The sequence below is a fragment of the Pseudomonas sp. S3_C06 genome (assembly GCF_054667675.1).
Genome location: NZ_CP162747.1, coordinates 2,991,756 through 3,017,151 on the forward strand (window position 1 = coordinate 2,991,756; position 25,396 = coordinate 3,017,151).

Below are 25,396 nucleotides of genomic sequence, written 5' to 3' on the forward strand. Positions count from 1 at the left end.
AACGGGGCCTGACTCAGGCCCCGCGTGCGCTACATCTGTATCAGTCGGCCAGTTTGGCCGCCAACGCCTTGACCCGGCTCAGGTCGCCCTTGGCCACTTTGGTCACACCGGTCCCGTATTCCGGGTCAGCCTTATAAAGGAAGGACAGGATGATGTGCTTGCTCTCGTCATCGGTGGTCGCCAGCGAGCCGCCGAAGCTGTCGATCAGGTCCTGACGCTCTTGCTGGCTGAACGAGCGATACAGATCACCGGCCTGCTTGAAGTTCTGCTCACGCTGGATCTTCGCCTGCTGGGTGCTGCCCGACAGCGTCGACTGGCTATAACGCGCACTTGGCGTCTCGTCACGGGGTTGCAGTCGGCTCGGCTGATAGTTCACACCCGAGTTGCTCGCGCCGAAGTTCATCGCGCCATCCTGATTGCCATTGTTCACCGCAACTTTTGCCGCGTTGATTGGCAATTGCAGAGCATTGGCACCCAGCCGATACATTTGCGTATCGGCATAAGAGAACACTCGACCTTGCAACAAACGGTCTTCGGAAGGCTCGATACCCGGAACAATATTCGCTGGCGCCATGGCCACTTGTTCGGTTTCCTGGAATACATTTGCCGGATTACGGTTCAACACCATTTGTCCAACTTTTCGCTCAGGAATACCTGGCCAGATCTTGGTGGCATCCAATGGATCAAAATCAAACTTGGACAAATCTTGTGGTTTCAGCACTTGAATGTACAAGTCCCATTTCGGGAAGTTACCTTTATTGATATTGCTCACCAGATCATTGGTCATATGACTGTAGTCTTGACCTTGAACGTTGGCGACTTGTTTCGGCGTCAGATTATTAAGACCCTGCAAGCTCTTCCAGTGAAACTTGACGTAATGAACTTCACCCTTGGCGTTGATCAACTTGTAAGCATGTACGCCATTACCGTCCATCTCTCGATAACTGGCAGGAGTACCCGAATTCGAATACAACTCGGTCAATGTACGGGTTGCCTCCGGTACATGTGAGAAGAAGTCGAAACGGCGCGAGTCGTCGTCAAGGTTAGTACGCGGGTCGGGCTTGAACGCGTGAACCATGTCCGGGAACTTGATCGCGTCACGAATGAAAAAGGTCGGGAAATTGTTGCCTACCAGATCCCAGTTGCCGTCAGCCGTGTAGAACTTGGTGGCGAACCCCCGCGGATCACGCAGGGTTTCCGGCGAGTGATTACCGTGCACCACCGCAGAGAAGCGCACAAACACCGGTGTGCTCTGGCCGGCGGCGAATACCTTGGCCTTGCTCAGGTCGCTGAGATCGTTGGTGACAGTGAAGGTGCCATGGGCGCCGGTGCCGCGGGCGTGAACCACTCGCTCAGGAATGCGCTCGCGATCGAAGCGCTGCAGTTTCTGAATCAGTTGTACATCCTGCAGCAGCACCGGGCCGCTGGCGCCGGCGGTCTGCGAGTTCTGATTGTCGCCGACGGCGGCGCCGTTATCGCGGGTCAGGGGCGCGGCGTTAACCGAAAAGGTCAACAGGCTGGCGGTGAGTACACCGAGGGTGCGGCGACGGGGAAAAGCCCCCAGTCCAAGTGCGGAGTTCATATCAGGATCCTCTGGTTGTTTTGGGGCGCATCCAGATGCGCCAAGCCAAGGCTAGAGGCCTGAGACGTCGAACATAAATAGAAAGAACGTAACGCCATGATTGAGAAAATTGGCTGTTCGATCAGCGAGTTACCGTATATTTCGCGCGCGATTGATGGCACTTTGCAAACTAATCGCCAATTGATGTGTCGATAAAAACGAGCATTGTAAGAAGGTGTTTCGCGCAGGACGCGTTTTGCTGATTTACACTGCGTACACCAAACTCATCTGTAACAAGGAAATAACTATGGGCGTGCTAAGTGAGTTCAAGGCCTTCGCGGTCAAAGGCAATGTGGTCGACATGGCCGTCGGTATCATCATCGGTGCCGCCTTCGGCAAGATTGTTTCGTCGTTTGTCGGTGACGTGATCATGCCGCCAATCGGCCTGCTGATCGGTGGGGTGGACTTCAGTGATCTGGCCATCACGCTCAAGGCCGCCGAGGGCAATGCTCCTGCGGTCATGCTGGCTTACGGCAAGTTCATCCAGAGCGTTCTGGACTTCGTGATCGTCGCTTTCGCGATCTTCATGGGGGTCAAAGCCATCAACCGTCTGAAACGCGAAGAAGCCGTGGCCCCTACCCTGCCACCGGTTCCGACCAAGGAAGAGGAGTTGCTGGGCGAGATCCGCGACTTGCTCAAGGCCCAGAACACCCGGCCTTGATCCTTTGCACGATAGAAACAACGGCGCCTTCGAGGCGCCGTTTGTTTACCAGTAGTTTTCCACGGCCACTTGGCCTGGCCGGCGGGTGAGGCTGAGGCTCATGTGGCGTTTTTTCAGCAACGCGCGCGTGTCATCGATCATCTGCGGATTGCCGCACAGCATGACCCGCGAGTGCTCCGCCGACAGCTCCACGCCCGCTGCGCGCTCCAATTCTCCGTTTTCGATCAGCGTAGTAATACGGCCGTGCAGTGCGCCGGGGTGCGCCTCACGCGTCACCGTCGCGATGAACTGCAGTTTGTGGGCATGTTCGCTGAGGTACTCGCGCTGCTTGAGTCCGGCAATCAGATCGTGATAGGCCAACTCCCGCGCTTCGCGCACGCTGTACACCAGAATGATGCGCTCGAATTTTTCCCAGACTTCGAAGTCCTGCAAAATCGACAGGAATGGTGCCACCCCTGTACCCGTGGACAGCAGCCAGAGATCACGCCCGTCGACGAAGCGATCAAGGGTCAGATAGCCGAATGCCTGGCGCTCCACCAGCAAAGTGTCGCCAACCTGCAACCGGCTCAGCTCACTGGTGAACTCTCCCCCCGGCACCACGATGGAAAAGAACTCGAGAAACTCGTCAAACGGCGACGACACCATCGAATACGCGCGCCACACGGTACTGCCATCGGCCTTGGTCACACCGAGCCGGGCGAACTGCCCCGCACGGAAACGAAACCCGGCATCCCGGCTGGTGCGCAAGGTAAACAGGCTCGGCGTCAAGGTTTGAACATCGAGCAAGGTCTGCGTGGTGTATTTCTCGGCACTGGCGGTCATGGGGCACTCCATTGATCGGTGACGGCCAGTGTCGCGCAAATCGAGCCTGCGAAACACCGACAACTGATAATGGTATTCAACCGTTTCCGGACACCGTCAACGCGTTAAGCTGTTGAAAACATCAGAAGTAGAGCAACAACTTTACATGAAGGCTCAAATGTAAAGTTTCTGAGCACTAAGAACTCTTTATAGACAGATCATCAATGTTCAATACCGAAAAAATTTAAAGCACTCCGTAAGAAACATCCTACACCTCGTTGCGTGCCGGATCCTTTGGATCCATTCCGCGCCCCCCGCAACGTCAATGGAGTGTTCAGAAATGGAAACATGGAAGGAATCACAATTGAAACAACTGACGTTTGCCAAGGGAGTAGATGCTGCTTATCCGATTCTGCTGCGATTCGCCGAAAACCTCGGATTCAATTTTTGTGAAATTTCGGTTGTTTCACTCCATCGGGACCTGCCTCTTAAGACCTTGCAAATCAATAACTACCCTAAAGAATGGAACTTACAATATGAAGAAAACCGTTACAGTAAAGTCGACCCACTAATAGCACACTGCAATCACTCGATGACTCCCATTGTCTGGTGCGAATCAGTATTTGCCGACGCCCGGCCGATATGGGAGGGATTACAGCAACATGGACTGCAAAATGGCTGGTCGCAGTCGTTCCATCACGAGCAGAGTGGCTTGTGCAGTATTATCAGCCTTGCCCGAAAACATTACTCGATCAGCCCTCTGGAGCTGTATGAGCATTTCGGTTACATGTTCTATGCCGCCAGTCACTTGAGTGAAATGTTTGCCCGGACACTGCCGCCTCATTCTCTCAAACCCCGCCATCCACACCTTTCCCCAAGGGAACTGGAGGTTTTGCAGTTATCCGCAGGTGGCAAAACGGCCTATGAGATATCGAAGATCCTTAGCCTGAGCGAACGCACGGTGAACTATCACGTGCAGAACGTGATCGAGAAGCTCAACGTCTGCAACAAGATTTCCGCTGTCATCGCCGCCGTCAGAGCGCACATCATCTAGTCGATCAGCCTTGCCTCCTTTACAAAACATGCGGGTAATAACAGCAAAAAAACCGTACCATTTGAGACCCTCTTGAGTGATGACGTGAACATTCTGCGTTGCATTACACTCAGTCGGTTCCGCCGCACACTGTCAGGCTGCGGAACACCCCGTTGATTACCCTGAGTTCCCGCCCGATGCCTTTGCTTGAAACACCCTTCGCCCAACTCGACCTGATCCGCCAGCCCGAGCAGCAGAATGAACCGTTGCAGGCCTTCGATGCGGCCGACGAATACCTGCTCAACCATCTGGCCGCGCAGCAACCGACGGCTGACACGCGGGTATTGGTGCTCAACGACAGCTTCGGTGCGCTGGCGGCCAGCTTGCTGGGCAAGGTCAAGGTCAGCAGCAGCGGCGACTCGTTTCTGGGGTTTCAGGGGCTGGAAAAAAACCTGCTGCGCAATGGCCAGGCGTTCGACGCCATTCGCGGGATACCCGCCAGCGAGCCATTGGTCGGACCGTTCGATCGTGTGCTGATCCGCGTGCCGAAAACCCTCGCGCTGCTGGAAGAACAACTGATCCGCTTGCAAGGGCAGCTCGCACCCGGTGCCGAAGTGGTCGCTGCAGCCATGGTCAAACACCTGCCACGCGCTGCCGGTGACTTGCTTGAGCGCTACATCGGCCCGGTACAAGCCTCTCTGGCGGTGAAGAAAGCGCGGCTGTTGATCGCCACACCTGAAGCGAAAGCCCCGGCCGTCTCGCCCTACCCTTCGCGGTATCGCCTCGACGAACCGTCGATCGAGTTGCTCAACCACGCCAACGTGTTCTGCCGCGAAGGCCTGGACATCGGCACGCGCGCCTTCCTCCCGCATCTGCCGAAAAACCTTGGTAGCGCCCGAGTTGCCGATCTGGGCTGTGGCAACGGGGTTCTGGCCATCGCGAGTGCGCTGCAAAACCCCGATGCGCATTACACGCTGATCGACGAATCGTTCATGGCCGTGCAATCGGCTGCCGAGAACTGGCGCGCAGCGCTGGGTGATCGCGAAGTGATCGTGCGGGCCGGCGATGGTCTGGCCGGGCAGGAACCACAATCGCTGGACGTGGTGCTGTGCAATCCGCCATTCCATCAGCAGCAGGTGGTTGGCGACTTCCTCGCCTGGCGTATGTTCCAGCAGGCGCGCGAAGCGTTGGTGGTGGGCGGCGCGCTGTACATCGTCGGCAACCGTCACCTGGGTTACCACAGCAAACTGGCGCGGCTGTTTCGCGGCGTTGAGCAAGTGGCTGCCACGCCGAAATTCGTGATTCTCAAAGCCCGCAAGTAAACCGCCAGGCAAAAAAAACCCTCCGCAAGGAGGGTTGCAAAGCCGTACCCGAAGGCGCCGGGACGGGGATGATTCAGTGGGTGGTCAGACCTGCGGCATTCATGAACATGCGCATCAGGCTGGCGGCGATAAACAGCACACCGACGCTACCGGCCCAGATCAGAGCCAACCAGCCGAGCCGCTGCCAAAGCGGCTTTTTTTCGGCTTCTTCAATGTCGTGCAGGGAATGTTTTCCAGTCATTTTCTTCAAACCTCTTCAAGATTGATGGCGCCATTGCCGACGCCATCGCGAGCAGGCTCGCTCCCACAGGTTTTGCTTAGTGATAGCCGTCTTCATGGGTAACCTTGCCGCGGAACACGTAGTAGCTCCAGAAGGTGTAACCCAGGATGAACGGGATGATGAACAGCGTCCCCACCAGCATGAAGCCCTGACTTTGCGGCGGTGCGGCGGCGTCCCAGATCGAGATCGACGGCGGCACGATGTTCGGCCACAGGCTGATGCCCAGACCGCTGTAGCCGAGGAAGATCAGCACCAGGGTCAGCAGGAACGGCATGTAGTTGGCGTTGCGCGCCACGGCGCGGATCAGACCGTACATGGTCACCAGCACCAGAATCGGCACCGGCATGAACCAGAACAGGTTGGGCATGCTGAACCAGCGGGTGGCAATATCCGGATGAGCCAGCGGCGTCCAGATACTGACAATACCGATCACGGCCAGCAGTACGAAAGCCAATGGCCGTGCCAGGTCATGCATCTGTTCCTGGAGCTTGCCTTCGGTTTTCATGATCAACCAGGTGCAGCCGAGCAAGGCATAGGCCACCACCAGCGCGGCGCCGCAGAACATTGTGAACGGTGTCAGCCAGTCCAGTGATCCACCGGCGAACTGCCGATTGACCACCGGCAAGCCATCGATGAACGCGCCCAGCGCCACGCCCTGAAAGAACGTTGCCGCCACCGAGCCGCCGATGAATGCCTTGTCCCACAGGTGACGCTTGTCATCCTTGGCCTTGAAGCGGAACTCGAAGGCCACACCACGAAAGATCAGGCCGATCAGCATGAAGATCAGCGGCAGATACAGCGCCGACAACACCACCGAATAGGCCAGCGGGAACGCGCCAAACAACGCCGCGCCGCCCAGTACCAGCCAGGTTTCGTTGCCGTCCCAGACCGGGGCGACGGTGTTCATCATCACGTCACGGTCGACTTTACCGGGGATGAACGGGAAGAGAATCCCGATCCCCAGGTCGAAGCCGTCCATGACCACGTACATCATGATGCCGAAGATGATGATCACGGCCCAGATCAGCGGAAGATCAATACCCATGAGTCAAATCTCCTTGGTCACGCGAATGTCGTCGTCGCCGTGATCGGCATCGGCCGAGTCGTCGGCAGCGGACAACGGACGGGCCGGTGTGCGTTTCTTGCCTGGACCACCGTCCGGCGTTTCCGTGCCTTCGCTGATCTTCGGCCCTTTGCGCACCAGACGCATCATGTAACCGAGACCAGCACCGAACAGGGCGAAGTACACCACCACAAACATGATCAGGGTGATGCTCATCTGCATGAAGCTGTGGTTTGAAGACGCATCCGCCGTGCGCATCAGCCCGTAGACCACCCACGGCTGACGGCCGATTTCAGTGGTGAACCAGCCAGCGAGAATCGCGATCAAACCGGACGGCCCCATCCACAACGCCAGATAGAGGAAAGGGCGCGAGGTGTAGAGCGTGTCGCGTTTGCGCAGCCACAGGCTCCACAAACCGGTGAAGATCATCAGGAAACCAAGGCCAACCATGATCCGGAACGACCAGAACACAATGGTCGAATTCGGCCGGTCTTCCGGCGGAAACTCCTTGAGCGCCGGCACCTGTTTGTCCAGCGAGTGGGTCAGGATCAGGCTGCCGAGGTATGGGATCTCCACGGCGAACTTGGTTTTCTCTTCTTTCATGTCCGGCCAGCCGAACAGGATCAGCGGCGTCGCTTCATCACCGTGGTTTTCCCAGTGACCTTCGATCGCAGCGATTTTTGCCGGTTGGTGCTTGAGCGTATTGAGACCATGGAAGTCGCCGATGACCGCCTGGATCGGCGCGACAATCAGCGCCATCCACATTGCCATCGACAGCATCGTGCGGATCGCCGGATTGTCCTTGCCGCGCAGCAAGTGCCAGGCCGCCGAGGAGCCGACGAAGAATGCCGTGGCGACAAACGCAGCCGTTGCCATGTGCATCAAGCGATACGGGAACGATGGGTTGAAGATGATCGCCAGCCAGTCAGTAGGAATTACCTGACCGTTGATGATTTCAAAGCCCTGCGGCGTTTGCATCCAGCTGTTGGAGGCGAGAATCCAGAAGGTCGAAATCAGCGTGCCGATTGCCACCATGACGGTGGAAAAGAAGTGCAGGCCGCGCCCGACCTTGTTCCAGCCAAACAGCATCACACCAAGGAAACCGGCCTCGAGGAAGAACGCCGTGAGCACTTCATAGGTCAGCAATGGCCCGGTGACGGCGCCGGCGAAGTCCGAGAAGCGGCTCCAGTTGGTGCCGAACTGGTAGGCCATGACCAACCCCGAGACCACGCCCATGCCGAAGTTGACGGCGAAGATCTTCGACCAGAAATGGTAGAGGTCACGGTAGGTGTCGTTATGGGTTTTCAGCCACAGGCCTTCGAGTACCGCGAGGTAACTCGCCAGGCCAATGGTGATGGCCGGGAACAGGATGTGGAACGAGATGGTGAACGCGAACTGAATTCGGGCGAGATCTAGTGCCTCTAAACCGAACATATGGCTTCCTCTGTCAGGTAATACCGGCTGCGGACCCGGAGGCCTGCACCCACTGCCCCCACGGATATGGAGTGCGGCGAATTCTGATTCGTTCTTTTTAAACAACCATCGCAACGCAGGGAGTCTGGCCAACTGGCCACCGGATCAATTCCGTTCGGGGTCTTGATCTGGATCAAGCAACGTTGAAAGAGTAGTCCCATTTTTGCCGATGAACTGCGTGGTCGTTTGCCGCGTGACAAGTTGCCTCACAACCTTGGCAAAGCCCTGCAACAAATCCCTGGAGCGCTGAGGGCGAGGAAAACAGTACAGATCTCGAGAACGAAGCAAATCCCCGAACAGCAGAATCAATCTGCACCGCAAAAAATCGATGTCTTCCTAACTAAATTTTTTGTCATAGCAACTTCCTGTTACAGACTGGTGATAACCTCGCGGTTCCCCTCGAGCCAGACCTGCCTTCAGATGCCCAGTCAAGAGCCCCTGCTGTTACGTCACCATCGTCCGTTTCTCGCTTTCTGGTTCGCACGGATCTTTACCGCCAGCGGATTTCAGATGCTTACCGTGGCGATCGGCTGGAACCTCTACCAACTGACCGGCAACGTGCTCGATCTGGGCTTGGTCGGTCTGGTCGAATTCGCGCCGCGTGTGCTGTTCATGCTGCACACCGGACATGTGGCCGACCGCTACGACCGGCGCAAAGTGGCAGCAATCTGTCAGTCGTTGCAGGCGTTGATCGCCTTGGCGCTGGCGATTGGCAGCGCCACCGATCACGTGACCCGCGAGATGATCTTCATCCTCGCCTTACTGCTTGGCGCGGCGCGTTCGTTCGAGATGCCGACCACTCAGGCACTGCTGCCCAGCATCGTGCCCAGCGCACTGTTCCCTCGAGCAGTGGCGGCGGCGCAGTCGGCACAGCAATCGGCCACGATCGTCGCACCTGCGCTGGGCGGTTTGCTCTACGCATTCGGCAGCGTCTGGGTATATGGCCCGACCGTGCTGCTCTATGTGATCGCCTGCACGCTGATGCTCAACCTGCCCGCGCGGCAAACGCCGTTGAACAAAGGCAAAGCCACGCTGGACTCGTTGCTGGCGGGGATTCGCTTCATTCGCAGCCGCCCGGACATTCTCGGGGCGATTTCGCTGGATTTGTTTGCGGTACTGCTCGGCGGGGCCACGGCGCTGCTGCCGGTATTTGCCAAAGACATTCTGCTGACCGGGCCGTGGGGCCTCGGGTTGCTGCGTTCGGCACCGGCGGTCGGCGCACTGGGGATGTCGCTGTTCCTCGCGCGGTTTGCCGTGGAGCGCAATGTCGGTCGGGTGATGTTCACAGCGGTGGGCATCTTCGGCGTCGCCACCATCGCCTTCGGCCTGTCGACCTCGTTCTGGTTCTCGCTGGCAGTGCTGGTGGTACTCGGCGCGGCGGACATGATCAGCATGGTCATCCGTGCGTCTTTCGTGCAGCTGGAAACCCCGGACGAAATGCGCGGCCGGGTCAGCGCGGTGAACGGGCTGTTTATCGGTGCTTCCAATCAGCTCGGCGAATTCGAATCCGGCGTCACCGCCCACTGGTTCGGCACGGTGCCGGCGGTGGTGATGGGCGGAATCGGCACGCTGGTGGTGACCGGGACGTGGATCAAGTTGTTCCCGACACTGGCTAACCGGGACCGGATGCATGTGCCGGTGGAAGAGGTGAAGGTCTGACAACCTCCAAAGCACAAGACAACTGAAAATGTGCGGTACATAGTTACCGCACTGAGTGTAATGTATCGCCTTACACTCGAGCCCATGATCAAATCCTTTCAGCACAAAGGCCTTCGCGGCTTCTATGAAACAGGTTCGACTCGCGGGATTCGTGCCGACCACGCAAAACGGCTGTCGCGCATGCTGCAGTTCATGGATCGCGCTACGATTCCCGCAGACTTGGATCTTCCGGGCTGGCGCCTGCATCCATTGAAAGGTGAGCTGACGGAGTACTGGTCGCTGAGCGTTTCAGGCAACTGGCGAGTGATCTTTCGTTTTGTCGGTTCGGACATCGAATTGGTCGATTATCTGGACTACCACTGACAGGAGGCAGGCTCATGCCCATGCACAACCCGCCACACCCCGGTGAAACACTGCTGATGGATGTCTTGCCCGAGCTTGGCATCAGCGTGACCGAATTGGCCCGACACTTGGGCTTCGCACGCCCGCATCTTTCACGTGTATTACACGGACATGCGCCAATCAGCCCGGATCTGGCTGTACGTCTTGAGCGTGCTGGCATTGGCAAGGCGCGCGTGTGGCTAGGCGTACAAACCGACTATGATCTGTGGCAAGCGGAGCATCGGGAGCAACCGGTTATCGAACTGATCGCTGTCCACGCCTGACACCTCCAGCCACTACAACTCCCCCGCCACTTTCACCCGCAATGCCTTGCCGCCGAGTTGCTCGACCAGCGTCAAGGCAAACTCCAGCGCAGCGCTTGAGCCTTGTGCGGTGACGCAGTTGCCGTCGACCACCACCGGTTGATCAACAAACGTACAGCCCGAGAGTTGATGGCTGGCGCTGGGCAGGCAGGTCATGCGCCGCTGGCGCAGCACGCCGAAGGTTTGCAGGGTGACGGCCGGGGATTCGGCGATGGCGGCGAACAGGCGTCCGGCGCTGGCCTGATCCTTGAGCAACTGTTGCAGAGGTTGGTGCGCGGCCAGATGTTGTGAACCGACAACACCGCCGGGCAGGACGATCAGGTCGAAGGTTTGCGCCAGCACATCGACCAGCATGCCGTCGGCGGTCAGGCGTGTGCCGCGCGCGCAGGTGAGCATGCGCCGACCTTCGATGCTCGCCGCCACTACCTCAATACCGGCGCGGCGCAACACATCGATCAGGGTCACGCTTTGCAGATCATCGATGCCCTCGGCGAGGGTAATCAGGGCTCTAAAGGTCATGGGCGCTATCCGCTGGGTGATACGTGAAGCGTAGTCAGCTTCACCCGGATCGCGCTGCAACAGCCGTTACTTGATGTAAAGCTGGGTCGACATTGTGTTGCGTGGCGCGTTGATGGAAGTGTTGCTGAAGCTGAAGGTGCCTTCCTGCTTGCCCGCCAGATCGAAGGTATAAAGAGAACCGACGGTTTTATTACCGGGAGTGCATTCGGTCAGGTTGCCGTTATCAAAAGCACACACCGGGGCACGTGTGCCGTTCACTTCAAAACCGTCCAGTGCGACCTGAGGCTGGCTCTTGCCGTAGCCGACTTCGAGCACATAGACCTTGATATTCGGTCCGCTGTGATTGCACTGGGTCTGCGCCTGCCCATCGGCGATGTCTTCAAGACCACAGGCTGGCGATTGCACCTTGATCACTTTCACTTGCGTCAACGGTGGGGCCGATGCCGCCCAGGCTGTCGACATCCCGGCCATCAGTACGGCAATCAAACCCAAAACCTTCATCCAGCACTTGCTCATGCGCTTCCCGCCCGGAAAAAATCAGCGCGCAGTATGGCGCAGTTGGCATCAACGCAAAACTTCGCCGACGATCGACACCAACAACCGCCATATTCCTCACGCTGCTGGTATGATGCGCGGCTTTTTCCGGCCCACCACAATTTTTCAGGCGCTTGCGACGGTCTGTGCTTTGCTGTTGAGGTCGATACATTCACGGCGCCACGCGCGCCACGGGGAGCAGACATGCTGGAAAGGCTGTTTCAACTCAAGGCACACAACACCAACGTGCGCACCGAGATTCTGGCGGGCATCACGACTTTCTTGGCCATGGCCTACATTCTGTTCGTCAACCCGAGCATTCTCGGTGAGACCGGTATGGACAAGGGTGCGGTGTTTGTCGCCACCTGTCTGGCGGCCGCCATCGGTTCGACCGTCATGGGTCTGATCGCCAACTACCCGATCGCCCTCGCCCCGGGCATGGGTCTGAACGCCTTCTTCACCTACACCGTGGTTCTGCACATGGGCCACACCTGGCAAGTGGCGTTGGGTGCGGTGTTCATTTCCGCCGTGCTGTTCTTCCTGCTGTCGATCTTCCGCATCCGTGAATGGATCATCAACAGCATCCCGCTGCCGCTGCGCTCGGCAATTGCCGCTGGTATCGGCCTGTTCCTGGCGCTGATCGCCCTGCACAACGCCGGCATCGTCGTCAGCAACCCGGCAACCATGGTCGGCCTCGGTGACCTGAAAGCGCCGGCACCGATTCTCGCCACCCTGGGTTTTGCCCTGATCGTTGCCCTCGAAGCGCTGAAAGTGCGCGGTGCGGTACTGATCGGCATTCTCGCGGTGACCATCACCTCCATCGTGATGGGCTTCACCCCGTTTGGTGGCGTTACCTCGATGCCACCTTCGCTGGCTCCGACTTTCCTGCAACTGGACATCAAAGGCGCACTGGACATCGGTTTGGTCAGCGTGATCTTCGCCTTCCTGTTCGTCGACCTGTTCGACAACTCCGGCACCCTGATCGGCGTCGCCAAGCGTGCCGGCCTGATGGGCAAGGACGGCCACATGCCGAAAATGGGCCGCGCCCTGATCGCCGACAGCACCGCGGCCATGGCCGGTTCGTTGCTGGGTACGTCGACCACCACCAGTTACATCGAATCCGCTGCCGGCGTGAGTGCGGGCGGCCGTACCGGTCTGACGGCCATCGTCGTGGCGATTCTGTTCCTGCTGGCGCTGTTCTTCTCGCCACTGGCGGCCAGCGTTCCGGCGTTCGCCACCGCACCGGCACTGCTGTTCGTCGCCGTGTTGATGACTTCGGGCCTGGCGGAAATAGACTGGGATGACATCACCGTCGCCGCGCCAGTTGTCGTGACCGCGCTGGCCATGCCGTTCACTTACTCGATCGCCAACGGCATCGCGTTCGGTTTCATCTCCTGGACCGTGATCAAGCTGCTGTCGGGCCGCGCCCGTGAGCTGAACCCGGCGCTGGTGATTCTGTCGATTCTGTTCGTGATCAAGTTGGGTTGGTTCAACGCATGACTTTCGATTCCCAGGCCTACGCCGAGCAACTAGAAGCCAAGGTCACGCGCTTGCGTGATCTGCTGGCGCCGTTCGATGCCCCCGAGCCAACGGTGTTCGACTCGCCGCTGCAGAACTTCCGTCTGCGTGCCGAGTTCCGCCTGTGGCGCGAGGGCGGTGATCGTCATTACGCGATGTTCGCTCAGGACGACAAACGCACGCCGATCCTCATCGAAGAGTTCCCGATCGCCAGCCTGCGCATCAATCAGTTGATGCCGCAGTTGAAAGCGGCGTGGCAGGCCAGTTCGGCGCTGAGCCACAAGCTGTTTCAGGTGGAATTCCTGACCACGCTGGCCGGCGATGCGATGATCACCCTGTGCTATCACCGTCCGCTGGACGAACACTGGCACGCGGCAGCCACCAAGCTATCGGCGGATCTCGGCGTCAGCATCATCGGTCGCTCGAAGGGCAAACGCGAAGTGCTTGGCCTCGATTACGTGGTCGAGAAACTCGAAGTCGGCGGTCGCACCTTCAGCTATCGCCAGCCGGAAGGCGCGTTCACCCAGCCAAACGGCACCGTGAACCAGAAGATGCTGAACTGGGCGTACGAGGCATTGGGCGATCGCACAGACGATCTGCTGGAGCTGTACTGCGGCAACGGCAACTTCACCCTGCCGCTCGCCACTCGCGTGCGCAAAGTCCTGGCCACCGAAATCAGCAAGACCTCGGTCAACGCTGCATTGAGCAACCTCAGCGAAAACGCTGTGGATAACGTCACTCTGGTGCGTTTGTCTGCCGAAGAACTGACCGAAGCGCTCAACGAAGTGCGCCCGTTCCGCCGCCTGCAAGGCATCGACCTGAAGAGCTACGAGTTCGGCAGCGTCTTCGTCGACCCGCCGCGCGCCGGCATGGACCCGGACACCTGCGAGCTGACCCGCCGCTTCGACAACATCCTGTACATCTCCTGCAACCCGGAAACTTTGGCGGCGAACATCGCCCAGTTGCACGACACGCACCGTATTACCCAGTGCGCGTTGTTTGACCAGTTCCCGTGGACGCATCACATGGAATCGGGTGTGTTGCTGACCCGGCGTTGATTGCGGGGCGCTGATGCGAAAAAGCCGTCGTGATTGACGGCTTTTTTGTGGTTTTACAACGCGGGATCGGCCTTGCGTGGTCGCCCGCCCTTTTTGCCATTCGCTCGAGCAGCTTCGGACTTTGCAGCACTGCTTTGACGACCGTTACGCGATGCAACCACCGACGCAGCCATCTTCATGAGTGACTGGCTCGCTGAAATCATCCCGGCAATGGAAACGTCAAGGTCTTTGCCCTCATGGCAAAGCGCAGTGCCTGCGAATCCGACGGTTAGTCCCTCGTAATCGCCTGCATCAAACCCGTCAAACTCTGGATACTGGTTCACCGGAAGCAACACACCGCTGCCATCCTCAAAACGGATGACCAAAGATGATTTTTCAAAGCACACAGAAACAGCTTGGAAACTGCTGGCCTGTCGTACTTCACCAAGCTTTATGGCTGCATCGAGCATTTCTTCCGTCAGTGGTCGATGTACGGACGGCTTTGCCTTAATGACTTTCATAAATGGATTTCAACTCCTTCCGGTTTGCCAACCAATGTCAGAAGCAACTTGTCTTCTTCTGGTTCGTAGCGCGCCGCAGCGATTCTGTAAGTCGTATCGGTAACCAGTTTCATCACGGGTACCTCGTTTGATTCGCAGTCCCACACTTGATTGCCGAGACAGACGGTTTGCAAACCTGACCACCAGATCCTCGTGCGCGACGCAGATGAACGGGATGCCCCAACGATCGACACAAACCCTCCAATACAGCCATCGTCGGTCGACGAGACAGCGGCACGACATCCCACAGATCAATGTCGTTGTGCCAAAAGCTGAAATGGAATCGCGCACTCCAGGCGCCCGCATTTACATGAGCGTGCGGTGGGCAATGCTCATTCCGCAACATTACGCGTATCGACAATCCCTTGTAGTTGCACACATTCATGCTAACCCATCCGTTAGGTTAATAAATTTCAGGATCCGATAATCCTTTCAAATCCGACGACCGGTGCCGTAAAACGCAAGCGGCTCCGCTCTTCTCTCAGGCTAGCGCCGGCATGGGCCAGGAGTCGGTAAATCTTCGAGGGAAAACGTAAGCAAAACTGTCGTTACGATTCGAACAACATCAAGTATGAAACAGCCTTGGTGCGATTACCGAACACAAAAATCCTGGGCTCAGGCACTTCAATTGACCATGGTAACCATCTAGTACATTTTATCTCCACAGGCTGAAACCCTCGGCCAAAGCCAAAAACAATAAGTGGAGTTACCCCTCATGCCCCCTATCGTTCTGGTGCTCAACGGCCCGAACCTGAACCTGCTCGGCACTCGCGAGCCGGCCACTTACGGTCACGAAACCCTGGCGGACATCTCGGCCTTGTGCGGTCGCGCTGGCGAAGAATTCGGCCTGGCCGTGGAATTTCGCCAGACCAACCACGAAGGCGAACTGCTCGACTGGATTCACGCGGCTCGCGGTCGTTGCGCCGGGATCGTGATCAATCCGGCGGCGTGGACGCACACCTCGGTAGCGATTCGCGATGCGCTGGTGGCCAGCGAACTGCCGGTGATTGAAGTGCACCTGTCCAATGTCCACGCCCGCGAACCGTTCCGTCATCACTCGTTCGTCTCGGCGATTGCCACAGCGGTAATGGCCGGTTTTGGCAGTCACGGCTATCGACTGGCACTGGAACATTTCAGCCAGCGGTTGAAGGGGTAACGCGCATGTCTCGCTCTAACGTAATACTCGCCGGGCTGATCGGCGCCGGCATTCAGGCCTCGCGCACGCCAGCGCTGCATGAGCACGAAGGTGATGCCCAAGGCCTGCGTTATCTGTACCGACTGATCGATCTCGATCAACTGAACATGGACAGCACTGCCCTGCCCGACCTGCTGCTGGCGGCCGAGCGGATGCACTACACCGGATTGAACATTACTTTCCCGTGCAAGCAGGCAATCATCCCGCTGCTCGATGAGTTGTCGCCGGAAGCCAAAGGCATCGGCGCGGTGAACACGGTAGTGCTGAAGGACGGCAAACGTGTGGGTCACAACACGGACTGCCTTGGTTTCGCCGAAGGTTTTCGCCGAGGTCTGAAAGACGCCGCCCGCGAGCGTGTAGTCCAGATGGGTGCCGGCGGCGCGGGTGCAGCAGTGGCCCACGCCCTGTTGAGCGAAGGCGTACAACAACTGAGTATTTTCGACGTCGACCGTGAGCGCGCCGAAAGCCTGGCGAACAATCTCAATGAGCATTTCGGCGTTGCTCGTGCGATCGCCGGGCATGATCTGCCGAGCACGCTGAATCAGGCTGACGGGCTGGTGAACACCACGCCGATGGGCATGGCCAAACTGCCGGGCATGCCGGTGCCGGTCGAGCTGCTGCGCAAGGAATTGTGGGTGGCGGAGATCGTGTATTTCCCGCTGGAAACCGAACTGCTGCGCAACGCCCGCGCGCTGGGTTGCCGGACGCTGGATGGCGGCAACATGGCGGTGTTTCAGGCGGTGAAGGCGTTTGAATTGTTCAGCGGCGTGGTGCCGGATGCGCAGCGGATGCTCGCGCATTTTCAAAGCATGAATGGCTAAAAACCTGTGGGAGCGAGCCTGCTCGCGAAGGCGTGCCTTCAGTCAACATATTTACTGACTGACACACCGCTTTCGCGAGCAGGCTCGCTCCCACAAGGGGATATACGTCAGGCTTGCAGGTAGCGCAAAACGGACTCGCAAATCATCTCGCGATGCCGCTGTTTGATGCTTTCATCCGGCAGATCGATCTGAAAAATCTCGCCAAACGTGTGCCGGTTCGACACCCGGTAGAAGCAGAACGAACTGATCAGCAAATGCACATCCAGCGCGTCCAGACCCGCGCGGAACACACCCTCTTCGGCGCCACGACGCAAAATCTCGCCGAGTGAATCAAGAATGGTGTTGTTCATCGCCTTGATCGCATCGGAACGCTTCACGTATTCAGCGTTGTGGATATTTTCGATGCTGACGATGCGCACGAAATCGACGTTGCGGTCGTGGTGATCGAAAGTGAACTCGACCAATCGCCGAATCGCCTCAACCGGCGCCAGCTCGGCCAGATGCAGACGGTTTTCGGTGCTGCGGATATCGCCGTAAAGCTTTTCCAGCACCTCGACGTACAACTGCTCCTTACTGCCGAAGTAGTAATAGATCATGCGTTTGGAGGTGTGGATACGCTCGGCGATCGCATCGACGCGAGCCCCCGACAAGCCTTGCTGGACGAACTCGACGATCGCCTCCTGCAGGATGTTCTCGCGGGTCTTTTCCGGGTTGTTCTTGCGACTCTTGCGCGGCTCTACAGCGGACACTTCAGGAGCTGCGGAAAGTTCTGTATTCATCGTCATTGCGGGCTCACGGCCATCACTGCACAGGCGGCGATTATGGGCCGCGCAGCACAGTGAAGGAAGCCGCGCGGCCCGTGTTTAATCCCGCGTTTACGAATTTCCTACAACTTCGCCTGGCGCACGGCGCCACTGCGTGATTTGGCCATCGCCGCCAGACGCACCGCGACGTTAGCCGCGCCGTAACCGGCATAGCCGTTCTTGCGTTGGATGATCTCGAAGAAGAAACGCCCTTCGAACGGTTCGGTGTAGACGTGGAACAACTCACCGCCCTGTGCATCACGGTCGTACAGAACGTTGTAATACGCCAGTTCACTGAGAAACTCGTCATCGAAATCGAAGCGCGCAGCAAGGTCGTCGTAATAATTGAGCGGGATGTCCAGCAACGGCACGCCGGCTTCTTTGGCGCGACTGACTTCGGCGAAGATGTCGTCACAATCGAAGGCGATGTGATGCACACCGGAGCCGCGATAACTCGACAGCGCGTGGGAGATCGCGGTGTTGCGGTTCTCGGAAATGTTCAGCGGCAAGCGGATCGAACTGTCGCGGCTACGCAGCGCACGGCTCTTCACCAGCCCGTACGGGTCCGGCAGCACCACTTCGTCGTCCGCCTCGAAATCCAGCAGGCTCTTGTAGAACAGCACCCAACTGTCGAGGCTGTCGGCCGGCAGCGCCATGGCCATGTGATCGATACGCTTGAGACCACCGCGTGCCGGCGCATCTGCCAGCAGATTGAAATCGGTGCCGTAGACATCAGCCTGTTCATCGACCAGATAGATCAGGCTACCGTCCGGGGCGCGCACTGCCGCCAGCTCCAGTTCATTAGGGCCGACCAGTCCGCGATAGGGCTGACCTTTGTAGGCGACGGCGCGGGCTAGCGCACTGGCGCTGTCCTTGACCCGCACGGCGGTGGCGCACAGCGACGGGCCGTGAGCCTCGAAAAAGCTGTGAGCAAACGAATACGGTTCGGAGTTGAGGATCAGATTGATGTCGCCCTGACGCAGCAGGCTCACACTCTTGGAGCGGTGCTGCCCGGCCTTGACGAACCCGAGGCGCTCCAGCCAGTTCGACAGCTTGGCGCCAAGGCTTTCATCAACGGCAAACTCAAGAAACTCGATGCCGTTGTACTCGCTGGCCTTCGGCGTTTCGAAGAGAATTTCGCGGTTGGTCACAGGTTTGGTTTCCTGCTCCAGACGCTGGCGGGTCTTCTCTTCCAGATACAGCAGCGAACGCAAACCGTCGGCGGCATTGGCCCGTGGCGGCGCGGCACGGAAACCGTCATTGAAGATTTCCAGCGACAGCGGCCCGGTGTAACCGCTTTGAATAATCGGCGCGAGGAACCCCGGCAGATCGAACTCGCCTTGCCCAGGGAAGCAGCGGAAATGCCGGCTCCACTCCAACACGTCCATGGCCAGGATCGGTGCATCGGCCATTTGTACGAAGAAGATCTTCTCGCCCGGAATGTCGGCGATAGCGCTTGGATCGCCCTTCAACGACAAGGTGTGAAAACTGTCGAGCAAGACGCCGAGGCTCGGGTGATCGGCCTGACGCACGATGTCCCAGACCTGTTGATAAGTGTTGACGTGACGGCCCCAGGCCAGCGCTTCGTAACCAATGCGCAAGCCGCGCGCGCCAGCGTGCTCGGCCAACAGGCGCAGATCATCGACTAGAATTTGCTGATCGCCGACGCTGTCGGCCGAGGCATTGCTGCAGACCAGCACCAGATCGGTGCCCAGTTCCTGCATCAGGTCGAACTTGCGCTCGGCGCGCTCAAGATTGCGCGCCAGGCGATCGCGACGGCAGCCTTCGAAATCGCGGAACGGCTGAAACAGCGTGATGGCGATGCCGAGATCGGCGCACATCTGTTTAATTTCCCGTGGACTGCCGTCGTAGTACAGGAGGTCGTTTTCGAAAATCTCCACCCCGTCGAACCCGGCGGCGGCGATGGCTTCGAGTTTTTCCGGCAGGGTGCCGCTCAAGGAAACGGTGGCAATGGAACGCTGCATGTTTCAACTCCCGGACTGCGCCGCTTTATCTTTACTGTAGGAGCCGCCGAAGGCTGCGATCGTTTGATCTTTATTCGTCACAAGCACAATCAAAAGATCGCAGTCTGCGGCAGCTGCTACATGGGATGGGTTTTTATAGTAGGGAAATTATTGGCTGCATCGATCGCGGCAGCAATTTAAAGTGTACTACCCGGTTAGTTTTGCGTGCGATTATCGAACACAATGGCGGTTTGGCGAATTGACGATTTTTCGTCCACTGCCCAACATCGACTGCACATTGAGTCCGGATCTGAACCACCGGTCGCAGCGTGCAAGTAAAAAGCACACCAAATAACAAATCCAAAAACGGGTGGAACACATGATTCCTTCACAGACTTCCCGCATGGCTCCGGCCATGAGCACTGCCACGGGTGGCATCGGCGACAAGATCCGCGGCGCCATGGCCGTCGGCAAGACCCGTTGGGGCATGCTGGCGCTGGTGTTTTTCGCCACCACCCTGAACTATATCGACCGCGCCGCCCTCGGCGTCATGCAGCCGATCCTCGCCAAGGAAATGAGCTGGACGGCGATGGATTACGCCAACATCAACTTCTGGTTTCAGGTCGGCTACGCGATCGGTTTCGTCCTGCAGGGTCGCCTGATCGACCGGGTCGGCGTCAAACGCGTGTTCTTCTGCGCCGTGCTGCTCTGGAGCCTGGCCACTGGTGCCCACGGTCTGGCGACTTCGGCCGTTGGTTTCATGGTCTGCCGGTTCATCCTCGGTCTGACCGAAGCGGCGAACTACCCGGCCTGCGTGAAAACCACGCGCCTGTGGTTCCCGGCCGGCGAACGTGCAGTGGCCACCGGCATTTTCAACGCCGGCACCAACGTCGGCGCGATGTTCACGCCGATGCTGCTGCCATTGGTCCTGCACGTCTGGGGCTGGCAAGCGGCGTTCCTGTGCATGTCGGCACTCGGCGGGATCTGGTTGCTGTTCTGGGGCTTGAAGTACTTCAACCCGGAAGATCACCCGAGCGTCAAACAGTCCGAACTGGACTACATCCAGCAAGAAGTCGAACCGGAACAGGCCCGCGTACCGTTCTCGAAGATTCTGCGGATGCGCGGTACCTGGGCCTTCGCCCTCGCCTACTCGCTGACCGCGCCGGTGTTCTGGTTCTACCTGTACTGGCTGCCGCCGTTTCTCAATCAGCAATACAACCTGGGCATCAACGTCACCCAGATGGGCATTCCGCTGATCATCATCTACGTCACGGCGGACTTCGGCAGCGTCGGCGGCGGGATTCTGTCTTCGTTCCTGATCGGTCGCGGGATGAATTCGATCAAGGCGCGGCTGCTGTCGATGTTCCTGTTTGCCTGCTGCATCATCGGCGTGGTCATGGCGGCTGGCTCTGCCAATCTTTGGGTGGCGGTGGCGGCGATTTCTCTGGCGATCGGCGCGCACCAAGCCTGGACGGCGAACATCTGGAGCCTGGTGATGGACTACACGCCCAAGCACATGATGAGCACGGTGTTCGGTTTCGGCGGCATGTGCGCGGCGATCGGCGGGATGTTCATGACTCAGATCGTCGGTCACATTCTCACCGTCACCAACAACAACTACACCGTGTTGTTCACCCTGATTCCGGCGATGTATTTCATTGCGCTGACGTGGATGTACTTCATGGCACCGCGCAAGATTCCGACCATCACCGAATAACCTGCCTACACGACGCTAACTGTAGGAGTGAGCCTGCTCGCGATGGCTTAGTGTCAGTCAAAACTTCCATCGACTGACACACCGCCATCGCGAGCAGGCTCACTCCTACAAGGTTTTGCGTAACCTACTCAACGACGGCTCTGCTGCCACGCTGCCGCCAGTCCGCTGCAACAGATCACTGCGATGCCGATAATCGTCAACAGACTCGGCGTGTGATTGAACAGCAGCCAGCCCAACAACCCCGCAAACACAATCTGGCAATAACCGAACGGCGCCAGTAGCGCCGGCGCGGCATGGCGGAATGCCTGGGTGAGAAACAAATGCGCCGTCATCCCACAGCTGCCCAACGCCAGCATCAGCCCGGCGTGGGTCAACGTCGGCACCTGCCAGAAGAACGGCACCAGTGCACTCATCACCAGCGTGTTGCACAGCCCGGCAAAAAAGTTGCTGGTGGTCGGGCTATCGACTTCGGCGAGCTTGCGCGTCAGCAATTGATAAAAGCAGAAAAACAGCGCCGAACAGAACGGCAGCAACACCGCCGGTGTGAACAACTCACCGCCGGGATGGACGATGATCAGCACGCCGATAAAACCGCAAATCACTGCAATCCATTGGCCACGTGTTACCCGCTCTTTGAGCAGCGGCACGGACAATGCCGTCACCAAAACCGGCGCAAGAAAGTTGACCGCCGTGGCTTCCGCCAATGGGATGTACAACAGCGCCGTGGTGAAAAACAGGCTGGTGCCGAGCAGGCAAAGTGCCCGAACCAACTGCCACAACGGCTTCTTGGTGCGCAGGACGCGCAACCCGGACTGCGGCAGAAAAATCCCCGCCATGAGCAAGGTGTGCACCAGGTAGCGCGCCCAGACCACCATCACGATCGGATAGAAACCGGACAGGTATTTCGACAGCGCGTCGTGACTGGAGAACAGGAAGGTTGCCACGACAATCAGCAAGATCCCCTTGAAGGGTTGGTTGACTCCGGAGAGCGGGGTGCTGACGGTCATTGGATTTCCTTGTGTGCCCCAAAAAACAAAAATCTTCGCAGGCAAGTCTCGCCCCCAGGAACGGCACGTTCCCTGTGGGAGCGGGCTTGCCCGCGAAAGGTGCGCAGCAGCGCTTACAACCGCGCCAACAATTCCCGGGTTCTGTCGATGGCCCTCTGCGCTCGCTCTAATCCGCTCACGCCCTGCTCCAACAGTTTCACCGTGGGAATTTCCAGACTCAGTGGAATATTAGTCGGCAGCGCTTTCAACAACCCGAGCAGATCGCAATCGCCCTCGCCGGGAAACCGCCGCTCGTTGCGCGCCTGACGCAAGATCTCGGCCATGTCTAACGGTCTCGGCCCCGCGACATCACATAATTGTGCATAGCGCAGGCGTGACGCCGGCACGTTTGCCAGATCGTCCAAGCGTGACGACGAACGATCAAAGTGAAAGGCATCGACCAGCACCGCAGCGTTTTCCCGATCAGCATGCTCGACAATGCGCAGCGCTTGCTGAAGATCGCGCGCATCGGTCCAAGGCATGAACTCCAGATGCGGGTGCAACCCGTAAGGCGCGGCCAGATCGCACAGGGCGGCGAAGTTGTCGGTGAGTCGTTGCTCGTCAGGATCATTACCGGCGATGAGTAATTCCGTGGCGCCAAATTCCGCGCCCACTGTCAGAAGTTTCGCGAAATCGGCGACGACGGTCTGCGGTTTCAAACGCAGGATTTCCACGTCGAGCACACGGATGCCGGTATCGCGCAGGCGCTGCAAGGTCTGACGGCGCAATTCAGCATCAGCGACCAACGGGAAATGATGCTCCTCAGGCGTCGCCGGTTCCAGGCGCAAGCCGACATGGCTGTAACCGGCGCGCGCGGCCACTTCAACCATTTGCGGCGGCGACAACTCCAGTACCGTAAGGCTGGCCAAGGAGAGGATTCGTTCACTCATGTTCAAGCCTCGATCAACGCAGGGGAGCAGGTACGACCGGTGGCGGCGGCCTCGCGTATGGCTTCGATCAGCGCCAAAGTGCGCGCCGCGTCGGCCGCACTCACCAGCGGCTCGACTTCACGCCGTGCCACGCGTACGAAATGCTGTAACTGCAAGCGCAAAGCATCGTCACCGCTGTAGGACTCTTCGACCATCAACAACGGTTCATGCCAACCGGCGTCGACCTGATCAGCGGCGTAATGCCAACGCTTGAGTTGCGGAATGCTCAAGGCACCAGCGGTCCCGGCCAGCAGATAACAGGGCTGACCGGCCTGACGCGGATAGACTGGGTTCTCACCGGAACCCAGCTCCCAACTCCACGGCGCAGCCACTGCGTCGGACCCGCTCAGGGTTGCCAATGTGCCACCTTCGAATTGCAGCAACACCGCCGCGCTGTCTTCATTGGCAAAACCGCGCACGGTGTTGTCGGTGATCGCTTGCACCGAGCGCACCTCACCGCACAGATGGCGTAGCAGGTCGAGGTCGTGAATCAGATTGGTCAGCAACATCCCGGCACCCGGTTCGCGGCGCCAGGGGATCTCGAAATAACTGTCCGGCTTGCGCAACTGGAACAGTGCGGTCACCGTGGTTAGCCGCCCAAGCGCCCCGCTCTGCACCAACTCATGAGCGCGAACGATCAGCGGATTGTGGCGTCGGTGGTGGCCGACCAGTACCGGAACGCCGCTGCTTTTGACCGCCGCGACCAGCTTGCGCGCTTCGTCCAGATGCACACCGACCGGTTTTTCCAGCAACACCGGCACACCCGCCGCCAGGCAATCGAGCGCTGTGCTGACATGTTGATTATTCGGATTGGCGACGATCACCGCGTCTGGCCTGATCTGCTCAAGCATTTGACGATTATCGGCGAAATGTCTGACGCCCCATTCAGCCGCAAGCGCTGCGACTTGCGGCCCGGGATCAGCCACTGCGCACAGCGTCGCTTCGCTGAGGGTTTGCAGGTGCCGATAATGTTGCTGGCCCATGTTGCCGGCGCCGATCAGGGCGATTCGAAGGGGCGAATTCAAGGTGCGGTCCTCTTGTGATTGTTCTCGGAATAACACTCCGCAAACAATTTAGAACCGAGTTCCAGAATCAAACACCCATCAACCGCAAAACCGTGCGAACACCGCACAATTTTCCTGATCAACCCAAAATCAAATGTGGGAGCGAGCCTGCTCGCGAATGCGGTACGTCAATGAAATAAAAAGTGACTGACACACCGCTTTCGCGAGCAGGCTCGCTCCCACAGGGGGCCTATGTGAATTGTGAATTCGGATCAGACAAACAGTTCTGAGGCCAGGCTTGCTGCTGATAATTCTTCGGTGAATGTCAGCAACAGCGGCGCCAGTTCATGCAACCGCGCCCCCGGCATCCGCGCACTCGGCCCGGCGATACTCAGCACACCGATCACCCGCCCATCCGCAGGGTGTTTCACCACCGCCGCAATCGCCGAAGTGCCGACCGCCGAACTCTCCTCAACGCAGGCATAGCCTTGTTCCCGCGCCAGACGCAGCCGTTCCAGCAATTCGATATTCGAGCGCGGCGCATTCGGCCCCACGCCCACTGGCACTTCCGCCGCCTGACGCTCGACCATCGACAACGCCTCGGCATCGCTCATGCACGCCAGCCACGCATGCCCGGACGCGGTGTAGAACAGCGGCGCATCGCGGCCCATGTCCGGGTCGTAACGCAGACCGCTGCGCGCGCCTTGCGCCTTGGCGATCCAGGTCTGGCGCTCGCCGTCGATCACGCCCAGACGCACCAGTTCACCGGTTTCCTGCGCCAGTCGGTCGAGTACCGGCTGGACGATGTCGGCACCGCTGCTCGACAGGTATTGAAAGCCCATCGCCACCAGTTTGGTCGACAAGTGATAACGCAAGGTTTCCGGATTCTGCCGCACGTAGCCCAGACGGATCAGCTCGGCGAGCAGGCGGTGTGTCGCGCTTTTCGGAATATCCAGTTGCTCGGCCAAGGTCTGCATCGGCAGCCCGCGCGAATCACTGGTAAGGCTTTCCAGCACACTGAAAACCCGTTCGATTTGACTGCCGGCCATGGGGATATCCAAAGGAAATTTTGCCGATTCTAGAAGACATCGGCGGCAAAGCGAAATCTGGAACCGTGTGTTCGATAACCGCC

Annotated in this window: 25 protein-coding genes and 1 pseudogene; 11 read left to right on the plus strand and 15 right to left on the minus strand. The window is 58.6% G+C overall.

What is annotated here, in order from left to right:
* Positions 1 to 40 precede the first annotated feature (40 nt).
* A complete protein-coding gene (katB, locus tag AB4N44_RS13180; protein WP_127929853.1) occupies positions 41 to 1,582 on the minus strand; it encodes a catalase KatB in 1,542 nt (513 codons plus the stop codon).
* A 286-nt stretch (positions 1,583 to 1,868) separates the two neighbouring features.
* On the opposite strand from katB, the gene mscL reads away from it, so the two are divergent.
* Positions 1,869 to 2,282 carry a large-conductance mechanosensitive channel protein MscL gene (mscL, locus tag AB4N44_RS13185; protein WP_007909770.1) on the plus strand — a complete coding sequence of 138 codons (414 nt, stop codon included), beginning with the start codon at positions 1,869 to 1,871 and terminating at the stop codon, positions 2,280 to 2,282.
* A 45-nt stretch (positions 2,283 to 2,327) separates the two neighbouring features.
* Here the strand turns inward: mscL and AB4N44_RS13190 are convergent, their stop codons facing one another.
* The gene (locus AB4N44_RS13190) at positions 2,328 to 3,104 is read right to left on the minus strand and encodes a ferredoxin--NADP reductase (RefSeq protein WP_150751717.1); all 777 of its coding nucleotides are present in this window, start codon (positions 3,102 to 3,104) and stop codon (positions 2,328 to 2,330) included.
* 319 nt (positions 3,105 to 3,423) lie between these two features.
* Between AB4N44_RS13190 and AB4N44_RS13195 the strand changes: the two genes are divergently transcribed.
* Both AB4N44_RS13195 and AB4N44_RS13200 read left to right on the plus strand, forming a co-directional pair.
* Positions 3,424 to 4,137 carry an autoinducer binding domain-containing protein gene (locus tag AB4N44_RS13195; protein WP_174245088.1) on the plus strand — a complete coding sequence of 238 codons (714 nt, stop codon included), beginning with the start codon at positions 3,424 to 3,426 and terminating at the stop codon, positions 4,135 to 4,137.
* A 176-nt stretch (positions 4,138 to 4,313) separates the two neighbouring features.
* Positions 4,314 to 5,438 (plus strand): methyltransferase, encoded by a 1,125-nt coding sequence (locus AB4N44_RS13200; RefSeq protein WP_127929856.1) that lies wholly within the window; start codon positions 4,314 to 4,316, stop codon positions 5,436 to 5,438.
* A 73-nt stretch (positions 5,439 to 5,511) separates the two neighbouring features.
* Here AB4N44_RS13200 and AB4N44_RS13205 read toward each other — a convergent pair whose 3' ends face one another.
* The 3 genes from AB4N44_RS13205 to AB4N44_RS13215 all read right to left on the minus strand — a co-directional run bounded on the left by AB4N44_RS13205 (position 5,512) and on the right by AB4N44_RS13215 (position 8,215).
* Positions 5,512 to 5,679 (minus strand): DUF2474 domain-containing protein, encoded by a 168-nt coding sequence (locus tag AB4N44_RS13205; RefSeq protein WP_103303628.1) that lies wholly within the window; start codon positions 5,677 to 5,679, stop codon positions 5,512 to 5,514.
* Positions 5,680 to 5,755: 76 nt separating this feature from the next.
* Positions 5,756 to 6,763, minus strand: a complete 1,008-nt coding sequence (gene cydB / locus AB4N44_RS13210; protein ID WP_007909749.1) for a cytochrome d ubiquinol oxidase subunit II — start codon at positions 6,761 to 6,763, stop codon at positions 5,756 to 5,758.
* Between the two features lie 3 nt (positions 6,764 to 6,766).
* A complete protein-coding gene (locus AB4N44_RS13215) occupies positions 6,767 to 8,215 on the minus strand; it encodes a cytochrome ubiquinol oxidase subunit I (RefSeq protein WP_127929857.1) in 1,449 nt (482 codons plus the stop codon).
* A 459-nt stretch (positions 8,216 to 8,674) separates the two neighbouring features.
* On the opposite strand from AB4N44_RS13215, the gene AB4N44_RS13220 reads away from it, so the two are divergent.
* The 3 genes from AB4N44_RS13220 (at position 8,675) to AB4N44_RS13230 (ending at position 10,578) form a co-directional block, all read left to right on the plus strand.
* Positions 8,675 to 9,913 (plus strand): MFS transporter, encoded by a 1,239-nt coding sequence (locus tag AB4N44_RS13220; RefSeq protein WP_460108737.1) that lies wholly within the window; start codon positions 8,675 to 8,677, stop codon positions 9,911 to 9,913.
* Between the two features lie 84 nt (positions 9,914 to 9,997).
* Positions 9,998 to 10,276 (plus strand): type II toxin-antitoxin system RelE/ParE family toxin, encoded by a 279-nt coding sequence (locus AB4N44_RS13225; RefSeq protein WP_127929858.1) that lies wholly within the window; start codon positions 9,998 to 10,000, stop codon positions 10,274 to 10,276.
* Between the two features lie 14 nt (positions 10,277 to 10,290).
* On the plus strand, positions 10,291 to 10,578 hold the full coding sequence (locus tag AB4N44_RS13230; RefSeq protein WP_095048728.1) for a HigA family addiction module antitoxin: 288 nt from the start codon (positions 10,291 to 10,293) through the stop codon (positions 10,576 to 10,578).
* A gap of 12 nt (positions 10,579 to 10,590) precedes the next feature.
* Here the strand turns inward: AB4N44_RS13230 and AB4N44_RS13235 are convergent, their stop codons facing one another.
* Both AB4N44_RS13235 and AB4N44_RS13240 read right to left on the minus strand, forming a co-directional pair.
* The gene (locus AB4N44_RS13235; RefSeq protein ID WP_127929859.1) at positions 10,591 to 11,136 is read right to left on the minus strand and encodes a DJ-1 family glyoxalase III; all 546 of its coding nucleotides are present in this window, start codon (positions 11,134 to 11,136) and stop codon (positions 10,591 to 10,593) included.
* 66 nt (positions 11,137 to 11,202) lie between these two features.
* Positions 11,203 to 11,652, minus strand: a complete 450-nt coding sequence (locus AB4N44_RS13240; RefSeq protein WP_127929860.1) for a DUF4879 domain-containing protein — start codon at positions 11,650 to 11,652, stop codon at positions 11,203 to 11,205.
* 222 nt (positions 11,653 to 11,874) lie between these two features.
* On the opposite strand from AB4N44_RS13240, the gene AB4N44_RS13245 reads away from it, so the two are divergent.
* Positions 11,875 to 13,170, plus strand: a complete 1,296-nt coding sequence (locus tag AB4N44_RS13245) for an NCS2 family permease (protein WP_127929861.1) — start codon at positions 11,875 to 11,877, stop codon at positions 13,168 to 13,170.
* Complete coding sequence (gene trmA / locus AB4N44_RS13250) at positions 13,167 to 14,246, plus strand: tRNA (uridine(54)-C5)-methyltransferase TrmA (RefSeq protein ID WP_160041902.1); 1,080 nt, start codon at positions 13,167 to 13,169, stop codon at positions 14,244 to 14,246. The genes AB4N44_RS13245 and trmA overlap by 4 nt, the downstream gene beginning before the upstream one ends.
* Positions 14,247 to 14,299: 53 nt before the next feature.
* Here the strand turns inward: trmA and AB4N44_RS13255 are convergent, their stop codons facing one another.
* Together AB4N44_RS13255 and AB4N44_RS13260 are read right to left on the minus strand one after the other, a co-directional pair.
* Positions 14,300 to 14,746 (minus strand): DUF2442 domain-containing protein, encoded by a 447-nt coding sequence (locus AB4N44_RS13255; protein ID WP_016986172.1) that lies wholly within the window; start codon positions 14,744 to 14,746, stop codon positions 14,300 to 14,302.
* A pseudogene (locus AB4N44_RS13260) lies at positions 14,743 to 15,170 on the minus strand (DUF4160 domain-containing protein). Before AB4N44_RS13260 ends, AB4N44_RS13255 begins: the two are co-directional and overlap by 4 nt.
* Positions 15,171 to 15,500: 330 nt before the next feature.
* On the opposite strand from AB4N44_RS13260, the gene aroQ reads away from it, so the two are divergent.
* Both aroQ and AB4N44_RS13270 read left to right on the plus strand, forming a co-directional pair.
* Entirely contained in the window at positions 15,501 to 15,941 is a 441-nt protein-coding gene (gene aroQ / locus AB4N44_RS13265) for a type II 3-dehydroquinate dehydratase (RefSeq protein WP_007909727.1), read from the plus strand.
* A 5-nt stretch (positions 15,942 to 15,946) separates the two neighbouring features.
* A complete protein-coding gene (locus AB4N44_RS13270; protein ID WP_460108733.1) occupies positions 15,947 to 16,801 on the plus strand; it encodes a shikimate dehydrogenase in 855 nt (284 codons plus the stop codon).
* Between the two features lie 107 nt (positions 16,802 to 16,908).
* Here AB4N44_RS13270 and AB4N44_RS13275 read toward each other — a convergent pair whose 3' ends face one another.
* Positions 16,909 to 17,586: a TetR family transcriptional regulator gene (locus tag AB4N44_RS13275; protein ID WP_016986169.1), complete on the minus strand. Its 678-nt coding sequence runs from the start codon at positions 17,584 to 17,586 to the stop codon at positions 16,909 to 16,911.
* A 101-nt stretch (positions 17,587 to 17,687) separates the two neighbouring features.
* Positions 17,688 to 19,589 carry a 3-dehydroshikimate dehydratase QuiC gene (gene quiC / locus AB4N44_RS13280; RefSeq protein WP_460108731.1) on the minus strand — a complete coding sequence of 634 codons (1,902 nt, stop codon included), beginning with the start codon at positions 19,587 to 19,589 and terminating at the stop codon, positions 17,688 to 17,690.
* 358 nt (positions 19,590 to 19,947) lie between these two features.
* Here quiC and AB4N44_RS13285 point away from each other — a divergent pair, with 358 nt between their 5' ends.
* On the plus strand, positions 19,948 to 21,285 hold the full coding sequence (locus AB4N44_RS13285) for an MFS transporter (RefSeq protein ID WP_064118770.1): 1,338 nt from the start codon (positions 19,948 to 19,950) through the stop codon (positions 21,283 to 21,285).
* A gap of 128 nt (positions 21,286 to 21,413) precedes the next feature.
* On the opposite strand, the gene AB4N44_RS13290 is transcribed toward AB4N44_RS13285, so the two are convergent.
* The 4 genes from AB4N44_RS13290 to AB4N44_RS13305 form a co-directional block, all read right to left on the minus strand.
* On the minus strand, positions 21,414 to 22,292 hold the full coding sequence (locus AB4N44_RS13290) for a DMT family transporter (protein ID WP_034153813.1): 879 nt from the start codon (positions 22,290 to 22,292) through the stop codon (positions 21,414 to 21,416).
* Between the two features lie 113 nt (positions 22,293 to 22,405).
* Positions 22,406 to 23,221 (minus strand): sugar phosphate isomerase/epimerase family protein, encoded by an 816-nt coding sequence (locus AB4N44_RS13295; protein WP_460108730.1) that lies wholly within the window; start codon positions 23,219 to 23,221, stop codon positions 22,406 to 22,408.
* Between the two features lie 2 nt (positions 23,222 to 23,223).
* On the minus strand, positions 23,224 to 24,285 hold the full coding sequence (locus AB4N44_RS13300) for a Gfo/Idh/MocA family protein (protein ID WP_127929867.1): 1,062 nt from the start codon (positions 24,283 to 24,285) through the stop codon (positions 23,224 to 23,226).
* A 251-nt stretch (positions 24,286 to 24,536) separates the two neighbouring features.
* On the minus strand, positions 24,537 to 25,313 hold the full coding sequence (locus AB4N44_RS13305; RefSeq protein WP_460108728.1) for an IclR family transcriptional regulator: 777 nt from the start codon (positions 25,311 to 25,313) through the stop codon (positions 24,537 to 24,539).
* Positions 25,314 to 25,396 lie beyond the last annotated feature (83 nt).